Annotated in this window: 13 protein-coding genes; 4 read left to right on the top strand and 9 right to left on the bottom strand. The window is 61.8% G+C overall.

Annotated features, from left to right (window positions below; genetic code table 11):
• Positions 1–93 precede the first annotated feature (93 nt).
• Positions 94–1,626, bottom strand: coding sequence for an oligosaccharide flippase family protein (locus GcLGCM259_RS06070; RefSeq protein WP_175419342.1), 1,533 nt, complete (start codon positions 1,624–1,626; stop codon positions 94–96).
• A complete protein-coding gene (locus tag GcLGCM259_RS06065) occupies positions 1,613–3,088 on the bottom strand; it encodes a hypothetical protein (protein ID WP_217496559.1) in 1,476 nt (491 codons plus the stop codon). Before GcLGCM259_RS06065 ends, GcLGCM259_RS06070 begins: the two co-directional genes overlap by 14 nt.
• Before the next feature lie 314 nt (positions 3,089–3,402).
• On the opposite strand from GcLGCM259_RS06065, the gene GcLGCM259_RS06060 reads away from it, so the two are divergent.
• Positions 3,403–4,461, top strand: coding sequence for a sulfotransferase (locus GcLGCM259_RS06060; protein WP_138926054.1), 1,059 nt, complete (start codon positions 3,403–3,405; stop codon positions 4,459–4,461).
• A 712-nt stretch (positions 4,462–5,173) separates the two neighbouring features.
• Here GcLGCM259_RS06060 and GcLGCM259_RS06055 read toward each other — a convergent pair.
• From GcLGCM259_RS06055 to GcLGCM259_RS06045, 3 genes are all read right to left on the bottom strand, one after another.
• Complete coding sequence (locus GcLGCM259_RS06055; protein WP_246049805.1) at positions 5,174–6,526, bottom strand: sugar transferase; 1,353 nt, start codon at positions 6,524–6,526, stop codon at positions 5,174–5,176.
• A gap of 704 nt (positions 6,527–7,230) precedes the next feature.
• Entirely contained in the window at positions 7,231–9,777 is a 2,547-nt protein-coding gene (locus GcLGCM259_RS06050) for a LuxR C-terminal-related transcriptional regulator (protein WP_138926053.1), read from the bottom strand.
• 2 nt (positions 9,778–9,779) lie between these two features.
• Positions 9,780–12,197: a helix-turn-helix transcriptional regulator gene (locus GcLGCM259_RS06045; protein WP_175419340.1), complete on the bottom strand. Its 2,418-nt coding sequence runs from the start codon at positions 12,195–12,197 to the stop codon at positions 9,780–9,782.
• Positions 12,198–12,553: 356 nt separating this feature from the next.
• Here GcLGCM259_RS06045 and GcLGCM259_RS06040 point away from each other — a divergent pair, with 356 nt between their 5' ends.
• Positions 12,554–13,693 (top strand): acyltransferase family protein, encoded by a 1,140-nt coding sequence (locus GcLGCM259_RS06040; RefSeq protein ID WP_138926051.1) that lies wholly within the window; start codon positions 12,554–12,556, stop codon positions 13,691–13,693.
• Between the two features lie 34 nt (positions 13,694–13,727).
• Positions 13,728–14,414, top strand: coding sequence for a sunset domain-containing protein (locus tag GcLGCM259_RS06035; RefSeq protein WP_246049804.1), 687 nt, complete (start codon positions 13,728–13,730; stop codon positions 14,412–14,414).
• A 119-nt stretch (positions 14,415–14,533) separates the two neighbouring features.
• Here GcLGCM259_RS06035 and GcLGCM259_RS06030 read toward each other — a convergent pair whose 3' ends face one another.
• Together GcLGCM259_RS06030 and GcLGCM259_RS06025 are read right to left on the bottom strand one after the other, a co-directional pair.
• Positions 14,534–15,208 (bottom strand): DsbA family protein, encoded by a 675-nt coding sequence (locus tag GcLGCM259_RS06030; RefSeq protein ID WP_175419339.1) that lies wholly within the window; start codon positions 15,206–15,208, stop codon positions 14,534–14,536.
• A gap of 157 nt (positions 15,209–15,365) precedes the next feature.
• Positions 15,366–16,397 (bottom strand): YeiH family protein, encoded by a 1,032-nt coding sequence (locus GcLGCM259_RS06025; RefSeq protein ID WP_138926049.1) that lies wholly within the window; start codon positions 16,395–16,397, stop codon positions 15,366–15,368.
• Positions 16,398–16,559: 162 nt separating this feature from the next.
• On the opposite strand from GcLGCM259_RS06025, the gene GcLGCM259_RS06020 reads away from it, so the two are divergent.
• Positions 16,560–17,363: a LysR family transcriptional regulator gene (locus GcLGCM259_RS06020; RefSeq protein WP_246049803.1), complete on the top strand. Its 804-nt coding sequence runs from the start codon at positions 16,560–16,562 to the stop codon at positions 17,361–17,363.
• Between the two features lie 96 nt (positions 17,364–17,459).
• Here GcLGCM259_RS06020 and ilvC read toward each other — a convergent pair whose 3' ends face one another.
• Both ilvC and ilvN read right to left on the bottom strand, forming a co-directional pair.
• The gene (gene ilvC / locus GcLGCM259_RS06015) at positions 17,460–18,485 is read right to left on the bottom strand and encodes a ketol-acid reductoisomerase (RefSeq protein ID WP_138926048.1); all 1,026 of its coding nucleotides are present in this window, start codon (positions 18,483–18,485) and stop codon (positions 17,460–17,462) included.
• A 119-nt stretch (positions 18,486–18,604) separates the two neighbouring features.
• The gene (ilvN, locus tag GcLGCM259_RS06010) at positions 18,605–19,123 is read right to left on the bottom strand and encodes an acetolactate synthase small subunit (protein ID WP_138926047.1); all 519 of its coding nucleotides are present in this window, start codon (positions 19,121–19,123) and stop codon (positions 18,605–18,607) included.
• Positions 19,124–19,125 lie beyond the last annotated feature (2 nt).

Below are 19,125 nucleotides of genomic sequence, written 5' to 3'. Positions count from 1 at the left end.
ATCCGCTTGATCGTTACCAAACTGTAATCTGAAGGTTCTTGAATAAAAAGTCCAAATGCCGCTAAAAGCCCGGATTCCCGCTGATTTCGCCCCCTACGCCACCACCTTTTTAGGCATCAAGAGGGTTCGCTTGGACCACAGATACCCGAGGTAGAAAATGCCAGTCAAAGCTGAAATGCCCAACCCCACCCAGGGTTGCGCGGGCGGGAGGCTACCAAGGAGTCCCAGTAGTCCAAAGAGACCCAATAGTGAGATTAGCCACATTACCAGTTCCCGGCTGAAAACGCTGATCCCCAGGTGCTTTCGCACCTGCCACAGGCACAGCAGGTTCTTGGCGATGATCGCGGCTGCCCAGGCGATTCCCGCCCCAAGGATCCCCAGCTGCGGGATCAGCAGCACGCACAAGGCCAGATCCACGACCAGGGCCACCGAAATGTTCAGCAGCGACAGCGAGCTCCTGCCTGCCATCAGCAGCAGCACATCCAGCGGACCGACCGCGGTAGCCACCAGCATGGCGGTGGCCAACAGCTGCAGCACAATCCCACCGGCCTCATAGCCGGGTCCAAACACCAGGGCCATCAGGGCGGAGGCATGCACCGCGAAGACCAGGTAGACCGGCCACACCAGCGCCACTGACCACAGGGTCATTTGCCTGATTACCAGGGATACCGTGTCCTTGCGTTTGCGGGCCAGCAATCGCGCCAGTTGCGGTTCGCTCACCTGCTGCAGGGCACTGGTGGCTACCTGGCCCAGCACCAGGAAACGTGTGGCGGCGGTATAAATGGCAGCCGGAGCCGGTCCGAGCATCACCGTGACAATCACGATATCCGCCCGCTGGATCATCACCTGCGCCATCCGGGCCAGGCCGCGCGGCGCGGTGAAGCGCCAGAACTCCGAGCGCAGGTCCTCCCCGATCGGCCCGGCACCGTGCCAGTCATCCCGATGCCGGCGCAGCGTGCGCACGGCGGCCACGCCAGCCAGCAGGAAGCACAGCGCGTAGGGCAGTGTCCAAGCCAGGGTCAGGACGACCACCCCGCTCTGGGCCAGACCGGCCGCGAGAATCAGGAGCATCTGCAACGTTGGGCGCAGGGCCCGCTCCAACACGATGGTCGGTTTCATGACCGCATACCCGCGGCAGACCGCCAGGAGCTGCTCATAGAGCACAGCGAACGGCAGGGTCACCGCCAGCACCCGGATGATCAGGGCGCCTTCGGCACCGGACTGCGCGCCGAGCAGCCCGGCCAGCCAGGGCGCAGCCGCGTAGCCGAGGACGGCCACCACCAGGGTCATGCTCAACGATGGCAGCACGCCGGCCAGCACGGTGGCCCGGTTGCTGTGCCCGGCGCCGCGTCCCACGTTCCAGGCAATGAAGCGCACCAGGCCCTGGTCCGCCCCGAGGTGGGCCAGGGCCACGGCAATGATGAAGAAAGAGGTGGCCGCGAAGAGCAGGCCGGCATCCTCGGATGCCCAGAAGCGGGTGATCAGCACAATCAGCAGAAAATTCGATGCCGAGCCGACCGCTGCCGCACCCACGTTTGCCGCTCCACTGCGGGCGATCCGCTTTAGGGCGCGGTCCTCCCCCTCCACCGCGGTGTGCTTCGACGCCTTCGGATCATGAGCTGACACGTCGCGGATCCAGGCCGTGGTGCAGCTGTTCGAACGCGCCCTGCAGCTCCTGGGCCAGCTCCTTCTCGCTGGCCTGCACCCAGGCCGAGGAGTAGAGCAGCGTCCCGGAAATCGTGGCACCGCGCATTTGCAGGTAGTTGGCGGTGGAGAACACGGAGGTGACCGTGTCCTTGCCCCCGGAGACCGTGAGCACGCTGTGGTCACAGACCCCGCTAATGGCACTGGCCACTGCCGACGCCCCCTGGTGAACCACGAAGATCAGCAGGTCATGGCCCGCTCCCAGCAGGTTGATCAGATTCTTCAGCGAATCAGCCTGCACCAGGCCGGGCAGCTTCTCCGACTGGGTGCCAGCGGACATGACCGCCAGACGCCCCTCACCGAACTTCTTCACATGGATTGCCTCACGCAGCGCCACCCCGTCTTCCAACACGTCGCTGAAGCCCAGCTGCGTCTCGGAGTCCCCCGGCAACCGGGTCGTGCTAATCACGCACACCCGACGTCCGGTCATGGCGAACGCGGCCGCCAGCCCCGCGGCGATGGTGTGCACTTCCTCCCTGGACTGGTTGCCAATCAGCGCCAGTGTCCCAGGAGTGTTGACGTGCCCGCTGATCACCGGGGTGACCCGCAGATACTTTTCAATCACACCCTCAGCGGCATTGTCCTTCTTCTCGCGTGCATCTCCCAGCACGGCCAGCACCGAGGGTGCCTGGCGGCGCTCCAAGTCGCCCTCGTCCCACACGCGCTTATCCCCGTGTTCCACGATCAGCGTGGCCACGAAGCCCAGGGCCACGAACCCCAGCAGGACCGCCGCTGCCAGCAGCAGCGGGTTGATCCCCTCCGGCGCCTGCGGCAGGTTCGCCGGGCCCACCACGGTGCCCGGGTCAATGGATGAGGTTTCGGTGGTGGTGCGGTCCACCTTCACGTTGGCCAGTTCCTGGGCGTAGAGCCGCACCTGCTGTTCGAGCTCGATGACCCCGGCACTGTCGCTGCCGGCCTTCTTGGCCGCGTCATAGGCCTGGTTCGCGCTCTTCAGCAGCCCTGCGAGGGACTCCTCACGGCTTTGCAGCAGTTTGCTCTGCGCATCGATGACGCTCTGCGCCCGCTCCGAACGGAAGTTCATGAACGCGTCGGTGACGGCCTGGGCCCCGCGTTGGGCCTCCTGCGGGTCGGCACTGGTGAACCTGATGTTCATGACCTGCGAGTTCGATGGAACCGAGGCCACGGTTTGTTCACGCAGGGACTGTCGCGAAGCCCCGGCAATCTCCGCCTTCTGCAGCGCCTGATCCAGCACCTCGTCGGTGAGCACCACGCCGGCCTCGGTATTCATGGCCGCCAGCTGCTCTGTGCGCGAGGTAGGCGTGGTCGGCGAGAAAGGACTGCCGACCAATGGATTCAAGAACACGTTAGCGGTCGAGGTGTACTCCCGCGGCGAGAGCATGAAGGTGACTCCGGCCAGCAGCACCCCCACAATGCTGAACCAGGCAATCCACCGCCAACGGCGGGTGACTGCACGCTTAAAAAACTCATTCCCCTGTGAATTGTCAAAAGACATAATTTCCCCCAGCTTGGGGTCCCCAAGATAATTCTTCCCCATTTGAGTAATTGTGGCATAAGACACCGAACATGGGCAGGGGGCATGCCAACATTTCCTCGCTTCGACGCAATTTAGGCGGTTCCTCTACAAAATGTTGCGTCGCAATGGCAGACTCAAAGCTGAAACTATTCACCTTTTGCGTCGTCTGGGGACTATGACGCAGAACGCTCAACGGAGGGCACGTGGATTCCTTGGGGGATATCAAAGAAGTTAAAACAGCGCAGGACGCATCGGGGGAAGCGCCAGCAACAGGCGCGGGGCTGGATCCGGACCCACAGCCCGCGCGGCGTGAATCGGCCGACGGGCCACCACGCCGACCACGCGTTGTCATGCTCGGTGGCTTTGGGCGCAGCGGTTCCACCCTGCTGGAGCGGTGTCTGGCCCAATGTGAAGACTTCATGGGGCTGGGTGAGCTGCTGCACCTGTGGGAACGCGGCCTGCGTGACAACGAACTGTGCGGTTGTGGCCTACCTTTCCATGAATGCCCGGTCTGGCAGCAGATCGGGGTCCAGGCCTATGGCCGCTGGGGGCGGATTGACACCGATCAAGCCATAGCCGACCGGCGGACGGTGATCCGCAACCGGTTCCTGCCAGAACTGATCCTGCAGCGTGGGTTCGGGCAACGGCGCCAAGCACGGCAGCGACTGCTGTCAAACCTGTCCAAGCTGTACCGTGCCGCCGACACCGTGGCCGACGGCAAGGTACTGGTGGATTCCAGCAAACACCCGGCCTACGCGTACTTCCTGCGCTCGCTGCCCATTGACCTGCGCTGTGTGCTGGTTGTCCGTGATCCACGCGGCGTTGCCTACTCGTGGTCAAAGGTGGTCACCAGGCCGGAAACCGGCAGTCGCGCCGAAGACATGCCTCGCTATTCCGTGCCGGCCTCAATTTTCAACTGGACGACGTACAGCCTGCTGTTTCACGCCCTGACACTGTTGCGCATTCCGGTGCTGACCGTCCACTACGAGGAATTCATGACTGACCCGACGCGCACACTCGAGGAGGTCATCCGCTTCGCCGGCTTGGAGCCAACCCAGGCCCGCGTACCGGAGTTTGCCGACGGGCACATCACGCTCGATGCGCACCATACCGTGGCCGGGAATCCGATGCGTTTCAAGGTGGGGCAGATCAAGTTGAAGTTCGATAATGCATGGACCACCCAGATGAAGGACTTGGACCGCCGCCTGGCCACCACGCTGAGCGCACCCCTGCGCTTGTTCTACCGGTTCAACCAGCGCTAGGGATCTTATCTAGCACACCATCAGGCCTTCGACAGGTCCGGGAGCCCCCGGACCTGCTCCTGGGCGTGCCGGTGCATCCGCGCTCCTCCCGGCCCGCTTGCCGCGGCCGCCCCGAAGGAACGCGGTGCACCTGCGGTGGGCCTTAGTCGCGTGCCCCTGTCCCGCCCGGGATTGGCGGAATACGCCGAAGAACACAACGATGGAAAGGGACCGACGACGGCTGGGGGGATGAGCTCCCGAATTGCCGGGAGTCTTCGTCGCCGGTCCCGTCCATGAGGCGCAGAAATGAATCGCGTCTGGGGAACGCTGCTGATTATTGAACTTCCCACCCGAGCCCGGCCATGACGTCATGCACGATCGCTCAGGCAGGAAGATCCATCCCTCCGCCTACATCCAAGCTACAAACCGGTGACCGCCCTCACACGCGTAGTCAATACCTAATCCCGACCTTTGCAACAAGTGGTTCACTCTCGCTCGTACCACATGCACGCTCTACCGCTGCCCGTAGATCACCGGTGGCCGCCCTGGTGCTTGCCGCCGGCCCGCCGGGTCCAGCGCTCCGAAGGCTTCCGCGGCGTTGTCATTGCCAAGGCGAGGCCCGATGACAACTCACCGTTCCTGCGACTACTGTCATTTGTGGTTACTTTAAAACACGGCAAAGGCAGGGCAGCCTCCGCTGCCCTGCCTTTGCCGTAATCACGGACAACCGTGTTTAGTAGGCGCCCTCCGGCTGCACCATGACCTTGAAGGTGCGCCACATGATCATCAGGTCACCGGTCAACGACCAGTTCTCCACGTAGTAGAGATCCAGTCTGACGCTCTCCTCCCAGTCCAGGTCGGAGCGCCCATTGACCTGCCATAGACCGGTTAGGCCGGGCTTGATGAACAACCGCCGTCCGGTATGTCCCTCGTAACTGGCTACTTCGGCGGGCAGCGGCGGTCGGGGCCCAACCAGGGACATGTCCCCCCGCAACACGTTGTAAATCTGCGGCAACTCATCCAGCGAGTACTTGCGCAGCCAGCTGCCCACCTTGGTCACCCGGGGATCCTGCTTCAGCTTGAACAGCGGACCGCTGCCCTCATTGTGTTCCTTGAGCTTCTCCAGCTCAGCTTCGGCGTTGACCACCATCGAGCGGAACTTGTACATCCGGAAGGTCCGGCCATTGCGTCCCACCCGCTCCTGGCTGAAGAACGCGGGACCCGAGCTGTCCTTGCGCACCAAAAGACCGATGAGCAAGAAGAGCGGAGCCAAGAGCACCAGGGCCAGGCCGGAAAGGACAATGTCGATCCCCCGCTTCACCACATGGTGACCGCCCGCAAAACTGGGTACGTCCACATGCATGAGCGGCAAACCCTCCACCGGACGCATGCTGATGCGTGGACCGGCGACATTGGTCAGTGAAGACACGACGATGACATTGGTGCGCGTCTTTTCCAGGCGCCAGCTTACGTCCTTGAGCGCATCGCTCCCGCCGCGCAGCGAGCCGGCAACGATGACTGAGTCCGCTCCGACGAGCTGCACCGCTTCTTCAAGGTTTTCCAGGCCCTGGAACGTCGGCACGGAATCCTCATAGCGATGCTCCTCCCCCGCCCCGTCAATCAGCAACCCGCAGATCTTGTAGGCCGGTCCTGCGTTCTTCTGCAGCTGCCTGACGACGTAGTCCACGTCGGAACCCTGGCCGAGCACAACGACCTGGGACAGCGCGTACCCGGCTTCCGATTTCGCCAGCAACCAGCGCCGCCACAGCCAGCGGCTGGCCAAGAGCAGCGCCATCCCGGCCGGGAAGGTGACAATGAGTTGTTCGCGCACTCCCTCAAGGTCAAAGACCAAGACGGCTAGCGCCATGGTCCCCGCGGCTAGTGCGCTGGAGTCGACGACTCTTTTGTACTCCCGAACGCCGACGCCGATTACCTGCGCGGCCCTGGTGCGCGAAAGCCATAGGTATACCGCCCAGACGCCCACCGATGCACCGGCGAACCAGTAGTTTGGTCCTGCGGCCAGCGAGTACAGGTGCACCACGATGCCGCTGAGCAGCACCAAGGTGGCCATATCGGATAGCAGCAAAATGCGAGTGTATTTTTGTCTCCACCTGCTGGCCGAGAAGCCGCTGGCAGGCAGGAGTTGCTGATCCTTAAGTGTGTGACCTGAAAGTTCGGTTAAACCGTTTCCCCAATTTCCGACAAGGCCACGATTCCCTAAGGATTCATAAGCTTGCGACACGCCGTCCCCCTTGTTGGCGATGCCGATACCGTGAAGAAGTGCTGTGCGAGGCTTAACGTGCTGCTCAGGCACGGGCTTCACGAGAATCTTCGGCTCCCCATTTTGCCTAGATTTTCCCCAAGTGTTCATCTGTAATTCAGGCAGCGGCACCGTCCCTTAGGGATCATGGCTCACTGCACAGTGGAAATTCTATGAACCAACTAAGAAGTACTCACGCGTAAGCTCACACCCGAGTTGAAGCGCTTGTTTGCCATTTCTTGGCATTGACCACTCGTTCTGCGCAGATAGTCCAAGTAGTCCACACTCAGCCCAGGGTTTTCGGGCACAGCGAATCGACATAGGCAAGAGATGAGCCAACCTCTGGAAGCTAAATACACCCGGCGACTTGGTCACTTGCAGATGCCGCTACGCAACTGGTTGCGGGCACGGACCAGTTACCCGCTGAGCAGCAGTGCGCGCGGTCCATTGAGAGGCCACCCAGTGCATTGAGCTACCCCGCGAGTGCGCCAACCGCTGAGCTTTGAAGCGGGTGTAGGTAATTCCGGGCGCTAGTGACGCCCACCGAAGTTCAGGTCGGAGCGCTGGGTAATGCCCAGCTTGGCGAAGATGCGGTACAAGTGCCCTTCCACGGTGCGCTGTGAGACGGTCAAAAGGCGGGCGATTTCGCGGTTACTCAGCCCCTGCCGGACCAACTCGACAATTTCATTCTCGCGCGCGGTCAGCCCACTTTCCTCCAAACTCCGAGCCATGCGTCCCCAAGGTTTTTGTCCCATCTGGTGCAGCCATTCATGAATCTGACGGATGGCGAACCCGCGATTGCGGGGGTTGTCTTGAGCAGACCAGTAATCCACGACCCTGGTGATCATTTCCAAGGCCAGGACACGGTCGCCCTCGTCATGCAGTTCCTGCGCGAAGCCTTGCATTGCTTTCACGTCGGAGTCCTGGACCACTTGGACGGCGCGTTGTCGTCGTTGCAATGCGGCACATTCCTCCGGTACTTCCAACCCGCCCAATATCTCGGCAGCTCTTGAGGCCAATTGTTCATTGCGCGACAAGTTCCAGACCTGGTAAGTCAAGATTCCATAGAGAAATACACCGTTCTGCTGGGCGGAGCGCAGAATTCTGTCAATGACTCCTGCAGAGGGCTTCGTCCGCTGCAGCTCGGCCAGCAGATCACATTCCAATTGATCCGCTGCCCACCAGGCGTTTGCGGCGAGCGCGCCCGGTTCCCGCCGGCCGGCATTACACTGCCCGAATTGTTCTGCCTTGTCGTTTCTCTGCGCCCCGTCCTCGCTTAGTGCTTCCCCATTCGAGGACTGCTCTATGAGTAGGTCAAGCGAGGAACATAGGGCCAATAATCCTTCTGGGTCATTTAGCGCCAATTCCGCCCGGGCTTGACGGAGGTACAGCTGCGCATTGCTGACTTGTCCGCGGCGTGCATCGATCAGTGCTCGAAGCGCCTGCACCGTTCCGTGTTCCATCAGCAGCTCATAAGAACTGCCCATCACGAATCCGTCAACCAACCTGCTGGCCTGTTCATAGCTTCCGGTGGCCACCGCCGAGCGTACTGCCACCACGAGCAGGGCCAGGCGGTAACGGCAGGATGGCACCGCGGTACCGCCTACCGTGCTCTGTTCGGAAAGGTGGAGCGCAGTGGAAGGCTGACCAAGCCAATACAGGGACCTGACGCGTTCAATGCCTTCAACTAACGCACAATCCCCACCCCTGTACCCGTCCGAATGGCCGCCGTCGGAAGCCGAGGTTCCCCAGAAGCGCTGGGTCAGGTCCCCGCCGGGCCCCGTCACGGCGGGGTGCAGCCAATTCAGGGCACAGCCGACATCTTGTGCCAGTGAGCCTTCCTCGTCACCGAGCTTGCCCGCCGAGGTGGAAAGCAACGTCCGGGCGGCCTGGAATTGCCCTGCCCCCAGACGGGCCAACAGACGAATGGCCTCCGCTTCGCGGTCGGGTTCCTCCACTTTTTCCAATAGCTCCAACGCCTGCTGGTAGCGATGACTGCGTTGCGCCCGTCGGGCGGCAGCGAGCAGCTCTTCACGGCTCACGGTGTCCCCGAAGATCAGCCGGAATCCCACGAAGTCGGGACCTACCGGTAGATCCTCCCCCAGGTGCGCGAGCACTTCCCGGTACACCCCGGCACTGCGCCCGGCGGACATACTGGCGCGAAGGCCTTCCTCGAAGAATTCGCTACTCAGATACGTCCAACCGTCGCGCAGCTCGATCAAGGCGGTGGGATGCTGCTGCAGGGCCTCACGCAGACCGAGCCGATCAACTTGTTCGATGGACAGTGGGCCGGTTATACACAGAATTTCAAACAGCTGCTGCACCTGTGGCGGGTGACGGTGAGCCAGGGCTGCAATGCGTCCCGCGGTGCCATGGTCAATGGCCAGGCTGGATTCGCGCAATGCGCCGAGTTGCTCGACTTCAAGCAGGATGCCCAAGCGCACCGCCAGTTCCAGGTAGTCCTGGACCAAGCTCTGGAAACCCGAAGTCAGTTGGTGGATGATTTTCGCCGACCCACGGCTGACCGGATAACCAAGCACCGTGCCAGAGAAGTCTACGATCTCATCCGGTGTCAGTGGTTCGACAACGACGCGCGTCAACCGCGCCACCGACATCAGTGCATCCAGCGACAGCGGGTCCTCGTGTTGTTCGTTGCTTACCACCAGGAGCTTGACCTTCCCCGAGCGGACCATTTGCCCCAAAACGAAGGCACTGGCCGAATCGATGCTCTGGGCTTCCTCGATCGTGATCAGGACGTGCTCTGCGCCGTGCTCCAACTGCAGCAGTTCTTCCACTGCCGCGAGGGCAGCACGAATGGCCGATACGTCATTGATTGGCTGTTGGGCACCGGACAACAGAGGCGCCAGCGCCCCGTAGGAGGAGTCGGTCAACGCGGCACTGCAGATCAGCCGGATCATCGGCAAGTGCAGCTCCTTGGAGGTGACCAGCCGGCGCACGAGTTGGGATTTGCCAGTGCCGAACTCGCCGCTGAGCAGCACTCCGGCATTCCCGGGCGATTTCAGCGCACGCACCACCAGGGCATATTCCCTGCGATTCCATTCTTGGCGATTATTCATCGCTACCCGGCAGCATTGAGGTCGTGTTTCAGCTCGGTCAGTGCGTGGAGATCGGTGCGTTTGCGGATTCCCAGTTTCGAGTACACCTGGTACAGATGGCCCTCCACGGTGCGCACGGAGACGCTGGCCTGTTCGGCGATTTCCAGATTCGACAGCCCGCTGGCCGCCGCGGAGGCCACAAACTTTTCCCGCTCGGTGAGCACGGTCAGGCTGCCCAGGTTCGCAAACGCCTTGGGGCTGATGCGCTCGGCCTGCAGCGAGAGCATGAACTTGTGGGCTTTTCGGGCAGCCTGCCGGCGTTGGGAGGCATTCATGTGCCGGAAAATTTCGGCACCGTCATCGGTCGCGTAGGAGACGAACCCCAAGGCCGCCAATGCACCGACGGCAGCGGCCAGCAGCTGAGCGTCACGGTTCTGTGCCCCCTGCGCAAGCAGCCTGAACGACTCGGCCAGCTGGTGCCGTTGCCCGTGTTGAAGATCAAGCAGGCGGTCGGCAACCTCAAATTGACCGTTGCGAATCAGTAGCCCCAACAGGTGGGAGGCCAGCAGTATTTCCCCTTGGGCTTCCGCCCGCCGGGCCCAGGTTTGGACGGCCTCAATTCCATGGGATGCCTGCCCCGGTTGTACGGCCTGAACCGCATGCAGGCACTGCCAGAGGCAGTCGAAGGCGCTGGCTGCACCGAGATCCATATTAATGGTCTTCCACTGAGCGCCGGCCCCCAGGGTTTCGCGGCCGCTGCGCCCGCTGATGTATTGGGAAACCGCGTCGACATACAGTCGTTCAAGTTCGGTCCCGCTTTGGCGCAGCTGCTGTTGCAGCGGAACTATCGCTTTTTGCGCCTGGGTCAGGTTTCCTGCCAGGGCAAAGATGATGGCCTGCATGGCTTCCGCATAGGCGATGAGCTCAAGGTCCGGTAGTGCCCCGTCAAGAATCAGCTCGATGAGGTGGCGAGATTGTTCCCAACGTCCCAAAGCCAGACTGCAGTTCAGCATTGCCCGGATGGTTTCGGCCATGCACGGGGCGAGCCTGTAGCCGGTGGCGTTTCCTGCGTGCTGGACATCAAGGTGTCGCCACAAGCTGTCGATCAGCTCATTGGCGATCTCGAAGTCATTGATCCTGGAACGGTATTCGGCGACCAGCGCGAGTGCCTCGTGTTTCTGGCACGGATCCAGTGCGATCCATACTCCATGTGGCGCCTCGGGCTGTAGTTCATCGATGAGCGCCGCTGCTTCCTCCAGGCGGCTGGCCGCCAACAGCAGGCGCAGCAACATCAGCATCGACTCATTCAGGTCTGCCTGCTCCCGCTGGCCCTCCGTCATCGTCCTGTCCTGGTGGCCCTGGCGGAAGCTCTTGACGCTGTCGATGGCGCGTGACCATTTTGCCTCGGCACTGAATCGCTGCGCTTCGGACTTCGACGCGCGCCATGCTTGGTGCAATTCGGATGTATGGGTTTGCACCAAGTGATCCGGGCGTGCTTCCGCGCCAGAGGAACCTGCTGGCTGAAGCGGCGAATATCCCGGCACCGAACCGGAAAGACTTCGCGCAATGGCAGGGCTGGCGATCGCAAAACTGCCCTCCTGCTCAGTAAGCAGCCCGGAGGCCACTAGATGGTCCACATCTACGTCGTGCACCCAGAGGTCGTGCCCGAACGGTATCGCCCCACGCTGGGCGACGAAATCCAGAAACTGTCGTTCGCGTCGGTTCAAGCGTCCCAGTCGCGCCACCATGTGCTGCTCAACGTTGGTCAGGTGGGGAATCGCTCCCTTCCGAAGTGCCACGACATCTGCACTAAACTCAAAACTGTTCGCCTGTCGGCAGTCAAGCAGCACGGCATCCAGCGCCTCCGAGCAGCCGGAGGTATGCATCCAGAGGTGGGCAGCCGTCAAGAAAGAGACGTCGCCCTCTACAGATTCCGCGACCTGTAGCCGGGCCTCGCGCAGCCTCAGCGCGCCCAGGTTCAACACCTCCAGCACGCCGTTACGGATCAGGGCCGAAATGTCCTGGGACAGTTCCGTCAGGATGTCATCGATGATCACCAGCTTGATGACACCCGTGCTGACAAGTTGCGCCAGCACGGCGCTGGTAAGAGTGTCGATGAGGTCAACATGCTCAAGGACGATGACCGGCCGTGTTCCCAAGCCAGTAAAGTGCTGTCGAAGGTGTCCGTAAACGGCCAGAGGCGACTGCAGCTGGTCGTGCTCCAGGCGTGTAAGAAGGAAGTGGATTGCCCCGTAGGGAATTTCACTTCCATAGCGGCTCCCGGACACCCACAACGGTCCGGTGCCGCTGCTGCGTTGATTGAAGGCAGTCCTTAGCAGCTCGCGCTTACCGGTTCCAATAGCACCGCGCAGGACATAGCCCCCGCGGTCCGTCTCTTCGCCCAATCCGGCAAGCAACATAAGAACGCGTTGTCGTTCCACGCTTCGCTCACCTGTGGCGTGCCAGCACTGTGTCGGAATGCCATCCCAGTGATTTAACCACTGCGAAGATGCGACAATGACACCCATTTACCCTATCCCCCCAAAGATCTGGATAAAATCCAGGCCCTCCCCAAAAGGGCCCGGTAGGTCTTGGAGGACATGTTACTCGTTAGCAAATGCGAAAACGAGGGTTACGACACTGCGTGACGTGTCGCTTCCCCGGCGCATCCCGTCAGCGCGGATCCAATAAGTCTGCTTATTAAGGCCTAGTAAAGCGAACATCAACGTCGGGCTGAGGGCTTGACCTTGATGCCATAATAGGGACATCTGCTCGGCGTCGATCTTGGGGGTACGTTATGCAGCAGGAGAATTTCTACGAGGATTTCATCCGGAAGAAGCGTTTCGGAGCCCTAGATGGTCTGCGTGCCTTTAGCGTCGTAGCGGTCATCTGGCACCACGTTTCGGGAGTGAACTACATTCCACAACTGAATCAGGGGTTCCGCGGTGTCGACCTGTTTCTTGCCATCAGTGGTTTCCTCATTACCTCCTTGTTGATACGGGAAAGAAGCCGCACGGGGAAAATCTCGCTCAAGAATTTCTACATTCGCCGCTCACTGCGAATTTTTCCACTCTATTACTCGGTACTGGCAATGTATTGTCTGCTCGTTGCCCTCACCCTAAGCGGCACAACCAAGGGACAGGCCTTCTGGGACAACCTGCCGGCGTTTCTTACCTATACCTCTAACTGGTTCGTGGACCTGACCAAAGGTGAGGAAGGAGCCACTTTCTACTTTGCCTGGTCGTTGGCTACCGAGGAACAGTTCTACTTACTGTGGCCGCCCTTGCTGATCCTGCTCATCACACTGTTCCTGCGCGTCACTCCAGGGATCTACGCGGCCATTGCGCTGACGCTCCTGCAGGTCGCAGCTTCCTTCGTCGGTGAGCAGAATCTGTTGCTGACGATTTTGATTAACCTATCCCCGGCGATCATGATGGCTTCGGCTGCGGCAATCATCGTGCATCAACCGGCTGCGTTTCGTATCACCTACCGTCTGCTCGGCGGACGATGGACAGCGTTGCCCCTGGCCATCCTTCTCCTTGCGGTGATCGCGGCCGACGCACCCAGTCTCCTGATTCACACCCTGATGGTCCTGCTGGCCGTTACATTGTGCATCAGGGAAGAAACGATTCTGCATCCCCTATTACAGCTGCGTCTGCTCACCTTTATCGGAGCCATTAGTTATGGCATGTATTTGATGCACATGTTGGCCGCCAATGTGGTGCGACGGGTGCTCGGGCACGAAGTGGGAATCGACATCTTCATCGGCGCCACGCTATTGGTCACGCTGGCCGCCTACGTGAGCTTTCGATTCTTCGAATCCCCCATTTTGCGTCATACCAATCGATTCAGACACAACCCCGATCCTGCGCCCGTACCGGCCGCCAAAACCGCAACTATTGCGGTTAAGGGCCGCCGCCGTCGGATGCGAACTTAGCCTGAGGAGAATTTGAGCTTATTGGGGCGAATATTTGTCTCAGATTGAGGATAAACTACTCCTCAAGCGGATCGGGGAATTCGCTGTCATCACTACTTTTCAGGGTACAAGAATGAACAAAATCATCCGTGGGGTCACAGCCGCCGGGGCAGCTCTGGCACTGATGCTTTCAGGCACCACCGCAGCTACCGCCCTGCAGCCAACAACGGCGCACACTACGGTCTCGGTCGTCGCTGCCAAGAGGACCCCGGCAGTGACGATCAACAAGATCGGCACCAAGACGGTGAAGGGCAATGCCAAAGCCACCGTGAAGCCAAGTTATAAGAAGGCGAAAAACGTCAAGATCAAGTCGGCAGTCTTGACGGTCAAAAAGGGCAAGAAGACGATCGCCAAGAACAAGAAGTCGGTCGCACTGGCAGCGGGCACCTACGAGGTCACCACCGCCGTGAAGTACCAGTACAAGGGCAAGACTTCCACAGTGAGCAAGAAGCAGCAGCTGGTGGTGAAGAAGGCCGCCGTGAAGAAGACCGTCGTGAAGATGAACGGCAAGACCATCAACTGCCCGGCAGGGTTCCCGGTCAAGGGCAATCGCACCGGCAGCAACAAGGAATGGAAGTACCACGTTCCGGGTCAGCGTTTCTACAAGAGCACCAAGCCAGAAGAGTGCTTCAAGACCGCTGCTGATGCCCGGAAGGCCGGTTACCGCGCCTCCAAGGTATAAGCGGTCGCCCTAGCCGGGGCATCATCATGCAACTGACAGGGGTTGTCATTCACCGGATGTGCTGGTGGACGGCAGCCCCTGTCTCGTCTGCGGTGGTGCATGCAGAGCCGTCACCGATGCTAGCAGTTCAGGAAGTCATCAAGCGGTGCGGAGAGTGTCTCGTAGTTGGATACATCCACGGCCAGCACGGTGTCTTGCAAAATCAGGGTGGGAGTTCCCTGTAGACCTAACTCCATGGCGTCCTGGGAATCGCGCTCCACCCGTTCCGCTATCGCTTCGGATTCGTAGTCGCTCAGGAACTTCTCGGTGTCCAGGCCCAAGTCCCTTGCATAGGCCAGGAACTGTTCGTCCACCGAAGTGCTCTGGCTCCATTGATCTTGATGCTCAAAGACGGTTTCCGACATCTTCTCCAGTGCGCCTTGTTCCGCGGCCGCTTCCACCGCGCGGGCCGCCGCTGGTGCGTTCTCATGGATGGGCAGCGGGAAGTTGCGGATGATGATGCGCAGCTCATCTCCGTAGTCGTCCTTGGCTCGGCGCACTACAGACTCCATCCCAGCACAAAACGGGCACTGGTAATCGGTGAAGAGCACCAGCGTGCCGGATGCTGCTTTCGGCGCGCTGATGGTGCGGGCATCCTGCGGTGCGAGCAGCCGGGCGACCTCAGCCGAGGGAGCCGCCGGTGTGCGCACGGCTTCGCTGCTTTCTGCGCTGGCTTCAGGGCTGGGCGTCGTGTGGTTGGCCGGGGCGGCTCCACTGGAGCAGGCTCCGAGCAGGAGGGTGCTGAGCAGGGCCATGGCAATCAGTGGGGTACGGGGATCTCGGTTCATGTTCTTTCCGGTGCAGGGTCTGATGTGGAGGTGATGGAGGTGCGACTCGGCGCGGGTCGGATGCACTTCAAGCGCAGCAACGAATGTGCTCCGCTTTCGTGGGAATGATTGTTTGATTCCGTGGTTAGTGAACCAGGATGATTCCGGTGTAGGCGATGCCGGCCACGATGAGTGTGGAGATGGCGGCCAGGATAAAGGGACGAACGTCCACGTTCATCAGATTGCGGATCTTCACCCCGCAGCCCAGGCCAAACATGGCCGCCGAGAGCAGCGCGGTTTGGATCATGGAACCGGCGTCGATGACTCCCTGCGGAAGGTTGCAGAAGGAGCGGATGAGGATCATGGCCAGGAAGCCGATGATGAACAGTGGCACGATCGGTGGGCGCTTGGCTTCCGGGTTCAGGTTGCCGCGGCGCCGCTGGCGTACGCTGAGCACCGCCACCACGGGGGCGAGCATCAGGATGCGGGCCAGCTTGGCGATGACCGCTGCGGCCAGCGCTCCCCCGCCGATGATGCCGCCGGCGGCGACCACCTGAGCGATTTCGTGAATCGAGGCTCCGGCCCACATGCCGTTCAGTTCCGGGCTCATCCCCAGCAGCTGGCCCAGGAAGGGCACCGCCGGGATCATCAGGGTGCCGAAGATGACCACCAGGGCCACCGCGGTGACCACATCTTCCTCATCCGAGTCGGTGACACCTTCCACCCCGGCCACCGCCGCGGCCCCGCAGATGGAGAAGCCGCAGGCGATCAGCAGCACCTGGGCGGCGCGCATCTTCATCAGCCGGCCAATCAGCAGGGTGGAGAAGATCCCGCCGCCGACGATGCACACAATCACCAGCAGCATCGGTGCCCCCAGTGAGATGATGTCCGAGAGCACCAGCTGCAATCCCAGGAAGACAATGCCCAGGCGCAGCAGCTTCTTGGAGGCGAAGGTGATGCCGGGCATGGTGCTTTCGGGAAGCCGGATGACGTTGGTGAGCGTAATGCCCAACACGATCGCCACGATTAGCGCACTGACGCCGGGCAGCAGCTTGTTGATGCCCATGGAGATGACTACGGCGACCGCGCACAGCAGCAGTCCCGGCAGGTATGGGTGAATGACTCCTGTGGCCTTGTGGGTCGCAGGCTGTTTGACCTGATCTGTTTGAATTGCCATGTTTCCATGGTTTCAACACGGGGACGAACCCAGCTGACGGCACTTTAACATCAGGACATATACTCCTGATATGAGTCATTCTTGGCCCGATTTGGATGTCCTGGAACTCTTCGTGGCCGTGGTGGATTCCGGCAGCCTCGGCGCCGGGGCCCGGAAGGTGGGATGGCCCAACCCAATGCCAGCCGGGCCGTGGCCCTTTTGGAATCAAGGCTCAAGACGTCCCTGCTGCACCGCACCCGACGCGGTTCGGCGCCCACCGAAGTCGGGGTCCAGCTGGCCGAACAGGCACGCATCCTGCTGGATGCCGCCCAACGCTTCAGCGCCTGGGAGCAGAGCGGCGTTGGTCGCCAGGTGGAGGAACTGCGGGTGGGAGCGAGCATGACCATCGCCGAAACCCTGCTGCCCGCCTGGCTCTCACGATTGCGCACGCTCGTTCCGCGGGTACGCGTGGACGTGAAGGTGGGCAACTCGGAGGAAATCCTGCAACAGGTCCAGCAAGGTGCGCTGCAGTTGGGTTTCGTGGAGACACCGCACCTGCCCCAGCAGCTGAACACGCTGCTCGTGCAGCAGGACGCCTTGCGGATCGTGGTCGGCCCCCACCACCCGTGGGCCGAGCGCAGCACGCCGGTGAGCCTGGCGGAGCTGGCCGCGACACCGCTGGTGCTGCGTGAATCCGGTTCCGGGACCCGCGAGGCCCTGACCGAACTCTTGGCCGGTTGGCCGCTGGCGGAACCGGCCCAGGTGCTCTCCAGCAATTCGGCCGTGCGGGTGGCCGCGGCCTCGGGGGCCGGACCCGCGGCGTCTAGCGAGTTGGCGGTACACGCCCAGTTGGCCAGCGGGGAGCTGCTCAGCGTCCCGTTCCAGGGCCAGGGGGTGGCCCGGCCGCTGAGCGCCGTATGGGGTGGGCCGCGCCGGTTGAACGGCCTGGCCGCGCAGCTGGGGGACATTGCCCGCGCGCAGTCCTGAAAACCCCGAACACGACAAAGCGCCTGCGGCGCAGTCTTGGGGATGAGCTCCCCTCACTGCGCCACAGGCGCTGCTGCCTAGGCGGCGGTGCCGCGCTTAGCGGGCTACCGAACCCTCGGTGTAGTCGTCATCGGCGGCGACCCAGCTGAAGAGCTGGCGCAGTTCGCGGCCGGTGGACTCGATCGGGTGGTCCTCGCCCTTCTTGCGCAGTTCCTTGAATTCCTTGGCACCGTTGGCCTGGTCATCCATGAAGCGCTTGGCGAAGGAGCCGTCCTGGATGTCGGCCAGCACTGCCTTCATGTTTTCCTTCACCTCCGGGGTGATCACGCGCGGGCCGGAGACGTAGTCGCCGTACTCGGCGGTGTCCGAGATGCTCCAGCGCTGCTTGGCGATGCCGCCTTCCCACATCAGGTCCACGATCAGCTTCAGCTCGTGCAGCACCTCGAAGTAGGCGATCTCCGGCTTGTAGCCGGCCTCGGTCAGCACCTCGAAGCCGTACTGGACCAGCTGGGAGGTACCGCCGCACAGCACGGCCTGCTCACCGAACAGGTCGGTTTCGGTTTCCTCGGTGAAGGTGGTCTCAATGACACCGGCGCGGGTGCCGCCGATGCCTGCTGCGTAGGACAGGGCCAGGTCCTTGGCCTTGCCGGTGTGGTCCTGCTCCACGGCGATCAGATCCGGGATGCCGCGTCCGGCCTCGAATTCGCGGCGCACGGTGTGTCCCGGGGCCTTCGGGGCCACCAGGGCCACGTCCACGTTGGCCGGCGGCTGGATGAAGCCGAAGCGGATGTTGAAGCCGTGGCCGAAGAACAGGGCGTCGCCCTCGTTCAGGTTCTTCTCGATGGACTCGCTGTAGACCTTGGCCTGGACCTGGTCCGGGGTCAGGATCATGATCACGTCGCCCCAGGCGGCGGCCTCGGCAACTGTGGCGACCTTCAGGCCCTCGGCCTCGGCCTTGGCACGGGACTTGGAGCCCTCGGACAGGCCGACCATGACCTCAACGCCGGAGTCACGCAGGTTCAGTGCGTGGGCGTGGCCCTGCGAACCGTAACCGATGATCGCTACCTTGCGGCCCTGGATGATCGACAGATCCGCGTCGTCCTCGTAGTACAAATCAGCCACTGTATTTCTCCTTAGGTGTTCTTCGTTTCAGAAGCTTGGTTCCACGGTGTTCGGCCTACCTAGGGCTGCCCCACCGAGGGGTGTTCAATGTTGTTGTTCTGTGGTGTGCGGTGCCGTCGCTAGGCGCTCAGGGACTTCAGGGCCCGGTCGCTCATCGACTTGGCGCCGCGGCCCACGGCCAGCGTGCCGGCCTGCACGATTTCGCGGATCCCGAATGGTTCGAGCACCGCCAGCAGGGCCTCGATCTTCGAGGCGTTGCCGGTGGCCTCGATGACCAGGGACTCGGGTCCCACATCGATGACCGAGGCGCGGAAGAGTTCCGCGGCCTGGGTGACCTGCAGCCGGGTTGCGGCGTCGGCGCGCACCTTGACCATGATGTGGTCGCGCTGCACCGAGGCCTCGGGCAGCAGCTCAACGATCTTGATGACGTTGATCAGCTTGTTCAGCTGCTTGGTCACCTGCTCCAGGGAGTCCCCCTCGGCGTCGACCACCACGGTGATGCGGCTGATTCCCTCGATTTCCGTGGGTCCCACGGCCAGCGAGTGGATGTTGAAGGCACGGCGGGCGAAGAGTCCGGCGACCCTGGTCAGCACACCGGGGACGTCCTCGACCAGCACCGACAGCGTATGCTTTGCCATCT

Origin of the sequence: Glutamicibacter creatinolyticus (genome assembly GCF_006094275.1) — a bacterium.
Taxonomy (GTDB): domain Bacteria; phylum Actinomycetota; class Actinomycetes; order Actinomycetales; family Micrococcaceae; genus Glutamicibacter; species Glutamicibacter creatinolyticus.
This window is presented reverse-complemented; position numbering and strand designations above follow the sequence as displayed.